The organism is Rhodococcus sp. CX (assembly GCF_015865005.1).
GTDB lineage: Bacteria > Actinomycetota > Actinomycetes > Mycobacteriales > Mycobacteriaceae > Rhodococcus.
Map to the genome: position 1 here is coordinate 1 of NZ_JADZGH010000274.1, position 3831 is coordinate 3831.

A 3831-nucleotide genomic window follows, 5' to 3' on the forward strand; every position below is an offset into this window, starting at 1 on the left:
AGCAGCGTCGTCACCGTGACCCCCACGAACTGGAACCACACCGTGAGGTCGCGGTCGCTGCCGTTCAGATCGTCGGCGAGGGTGACCACCGCGTGGACGAGCATCAGCCCGGAGAAGACCGTCAGTGTCACCGCCGCGGCCCACGTGCCACGATCACCGCGCAGGGCGGGCGGCACCATCCGTTTCACGCCGGCACCGACCCGCGACCGACGGTCGTCGCGGTCGCGGCAGCGGGCCAGCAACCGCTCGATCTCGTCGGCCGCTTCCGGGTCCGCGCCACCTGCCCGCGCGGACCTCAACTGCGCGGTCGCGCGGGCCCGCTCGGCGGGTGTGAGCCCACGCATCACCCCGTCCACCGCGGTCGAGGCGGCGTTCGCCAGATCCTCCCAGGCCGTGACCGGCCGGAACCCGTGGATCGCACGGTTGGCGAGCAGCAACAGCAGCACCACGACGTACATGATCGCGACGGAGGGCCGATAGAAGTAGTCGTTCGTCTTGGTGAGGAACTTGCCGATCTCGTCGAGGAACAACCCGAAGCCGATGCCTCCGGCGACGATCCCGAACGCGTGCGGGGTGCGCCCGAGATAGGTGAGCAGCCCGCACAATGCCACGACCATCAGCAACCCGCCCCACAGCGAATGCGCGATGTGCAGGGTCGCGCCCCCGACCTGCGGATACCCCGTCAGATGCAGGTACAGACGCACCAGCAGGATCGTCGTGACGGCGACGATCACCAAACCTTCGATGCGCGACGAGGCGCTCGCGTCACGCAGCAACCGCGACGCGGACCTGTCGCGGAGTCGGACCTCGTCCATGATCGACGAGCGTAGCCGCGACACGAGACGAGCGAGGACGATGCGCGCGGTGCGGGGTCTGGGACCGCTGTCTGGCCTAGAGTCGCCTCATGCGCACCGTGTGGACAGTTCCTCCGAACATCGCCCAGACGCTTCTGGAATCGCCCGAGATCCAGATGTTTCTGACCAGCAACGAGCTGCCCGAGACGGCGGACGACCCTAGGCAGCGGCTCGCGGAGTTCACACACGCACTCGGTGCCCTCAGCCGCAACATCGGACGCACCTTCGGATCCGTCGACGCCGCCAACCGGGAGCTGTTCGGAGGTTCCGCGGGAACCGTCCCGGTGGCGCTGCGGCTGACCGTCCTGCGGGCGATCGTCACCGAGGTCGACGACCGCACCCCGACTCCCGATCCGCTGCCGGACACCGTCGTCGATCAGCTCGGCGCCTACGTGTACGCGCTGTTCGATCCTCGGGACCGCACCGTGCTGCACATCGGCAGCGGTCGCGGAAACCGCATCTTCGCGCTCACGTGGGCGGCGCTCGGTGAGACGCACAAGCTCACCGCTGCAGGCGTGAGCGCACCCCAGAGCACCCCCGAGATCGACGCGGCGCTGCGCCGCGTCCGCGGCGTGTACGACTCGGGATACGCGGTGGAGCATTTCGTCGTCGCCGACCATCTGCTTCCCGCCGCGGACGGCGATCACGCCGCCGGCGCAACCGCGCAGGCGGTGGTCGCCGCGCTGGGTCTGCTCGAATCGCATCGCGGTGAATTCGTACTGACGAATCTTGCCGGGACCACCGGCGACTCGGAGGCGGATCGGGTTGCGCGACCGATCGCCGAACTCGTCCGTCAGTACTCGGCGAAAGCCGCACCGGAGTTGCCGACGCCGTGCGTCGTCCTGCGGATCACGGAGGCGAAATCGGCATCGCCGGAGCAGGTCCGGGATCTCGCCGATCGACCGTGGCCGGCCGGCACCGCAGCACGCCGTGTCGACGGACTGCCGATACTCGTGGTCGCCGACAACATCGTCCGCGGCGCATACCGGGCGACGGGCTGGGAAGCCGCCTCGCGCACCGAGGAGAACGGCGGCACGATCCTGTATCGCTTCCTCGGGGAGTCCGATCCGGAACTCGAGAAGATGTTCGTCGACACCCGGGTGACCCCGGATCGGTTGGGTCTCAAGCGCTGGCCGTCGCACGGATGGGCTCCGCGTCTGACAAAGGCGATGCCGCGCCCCACTCCCCGGCCGCGTCCCTGAAAAACCCTTCGGCCCGAGCGTGCATTGTCCGCTCGGGCCGAAGTCCATCCCGCCTCACCGGCTGACAGGGTCACCTACCGGCAGACGTCAGGATCGGCGCGTGCAGGTCGTAGTAGTGCACGTCGCCCAGCAACCGCATCTCCTCCTCGAACAACGGCCGTAGATCGTCGGGAATCTCGATCCGCTCGTGTGCGCGGGCCTCTTCCTCGGACGAGAAGTACACGGTTTCGACGTAGCCGTCGTCGCCGTACGCCGCGAGCGTCCCACCGAGGATCTCCGGGCGCAGTTCGTGCACCCGATCGGCCCCTTCCGCGAGCACCTCCCGCATCCGCGGCAGGTCGTCGCAATGGCCCTCCATCACCTGCACGAAACCTGCCTCGTCCGATCCGCCGCCCATCCACGTGTCGACGTCCCGGCAATCGTGCACCGTGATCGGGCCGTCGAAGCACCGCTCGACCTCTGCCCACCACTCACCCTGTTCCGGGCGATCGCTGTTGCGGCGGGCCATCTCCTCGGACTCGAATCGCACGACGGAGACCCAGGTGCCGTCGTCGCCGAAACCCGAAGTGCTGCCCAGATATCCGGGTGCCCCCGGTAGAAGTTCGCGGGTCCACCGTTCCATGCAGTCCAGCAGCGCGTCCCGATCACGCACCGTCCCCTGCCACACCTGAATGAACATCACCACTGCCTCACCGAGCTGTTCTCGATGGCCTGGCAGCAACCGTCCACCACCGGCATCGCCGGCGGCCGGCAGCCTCGACCACCGCAGATTCAATGATTCGCCTGCGGGGCCCGGCAGACAACCGTCTTGCTGTCCCGGTTTCCGCATGGTGACGACGTTCGTGGCTCTTCGAACTTCGAAATACCTCGAAAATATTGTGCTGCAATAGAGCTTGACCGCAGCCGCCGACGGCCGAGACACCAGCGCGGTGCCGGCAGCGCGCCGTTGACTTCCCGTCGCGCGGTTGACTCCGGCTGGACGGGAGTTGCCATGACCGACGCGCAACCACGCTACGACGACCTGCGTGCCCTCTACCTCAACTGCACTCTCAAACGTTCGCCCGAGGTGAGCAACACCCAGGGCTTGATCGATGTCAGCACCGCCATCATGAACGCCCAAGGAGTGTCGGTCGAAGTTATCCGGCCCGTCGACCACGACATCGCCACCGGGGTGTGGCCCGACATGACCGAACACGGCTGGGCAAGCGACGAGTGGCCACAGATCTTCGAGAAGGTGCTCGCCGCCGACATCCTTGTGCTCGCCGGTCCGATCTGGTTGGGCGACAACAGCTCGATCACGAAGCAGGTGATCGAACGGCTCTACGGCGGCTCCCACCTGCTCAACGACGCCGGCCAGTATCTGTACTACGGACGGGTCGGCGGATGCCTGATCACCGGCAACGAAGACGGCGTCAAACATTGCGCCAGCAACATTCTGTACTCCCTGCAGCACATCGGATACACCATCCCGCCGCAGGCCGACGCCGGCTGGATCGGGGAGGCCGGCCCGGGTCCGTCCTACCTCGACCCGGGCTCGGGCGGGCCGGAGAACGACTTCACCAACCGCAACACCACTTTCATGACGTGGAACCTGCTGCACCTGGCGCGGCTGCTCAAGGACGCCGGCGGCATTCCAGCGCATGGGAACCAGCGCTCCGCCTGGGATGCGGGATGCCGCTTCGACTTCCCCAATCCCGACTACCGGTGACGTGGTGCATTCCCAGAAAAGCCGAAGACCCCCACCGGAATCGGTGGGGGTCTTCGGTAACGGGTGT

The 3831-nt window shown here is 67.2% G+C and carries 4 protein-coding genes; 2 read left to right on the forward strand and 2 right to left on the reverse strand.

Annotated elements, in window-relative coordinates; translation table 11 throughout:
- Positions 1–815 (reverse strand): hypothetical protein (locus I0Q12_RS31150; protein WP_197257866.1); only part of this gene is annotated, 815 nt, incomplete at its 3' end.
- Between the two features lie 89 nt (positions 816–904).
- On the opposite strand from I0Q12_RS31150, the gene I0Q12_RS31155 reads away from it, so the two are divergent.
- A complete protein-coding gene (locus tag I0Q12_RS31155; RefSeq protein WP_197257868.1) occupies positions 905–2056 on the forward strand; it encodes a GIY-YIG nuclease family protein in 1152 nt (383 codons plus the stop codon).
- 70 nt (positions 2057–2126) lie between these two features.
- Here the strand turns inward: I0Q12_RS31155 and I0Q12_RS31160 are convergent, their stop codons facing one another.
- On the reverse strand, positions 2127–2735 hold the full coding sequence (locus tag I0Q12_RS31160; RefSeq protein ID WP_197257870.1) for a hypothetical protein: 609 nt from the start codon (positions 2733–2735) through the stop codon (positions 2127–2129).
- Positions 2736–3047: 312 nt separating this feature from the next.
- Here I0Q12_RS31160 and I0Q12_RS31165 point away from each other — a divergent pair, with 312 nt between their 5' ends.
- Positions 3048–3764 carry a flavodoxin family protein gene (locus tag I0Q12_RS31165; RefSeq protein WP_197257872.1) on the forward strand — a complete coding sequence of 239 codons (717 nt, stop codon included), beginning with the start codon at positions 3048–3050 and terminating at the stop codon, positions 3762–3764.
- Positions 3765–3831 lie beyond the last annotated feature (67 nt).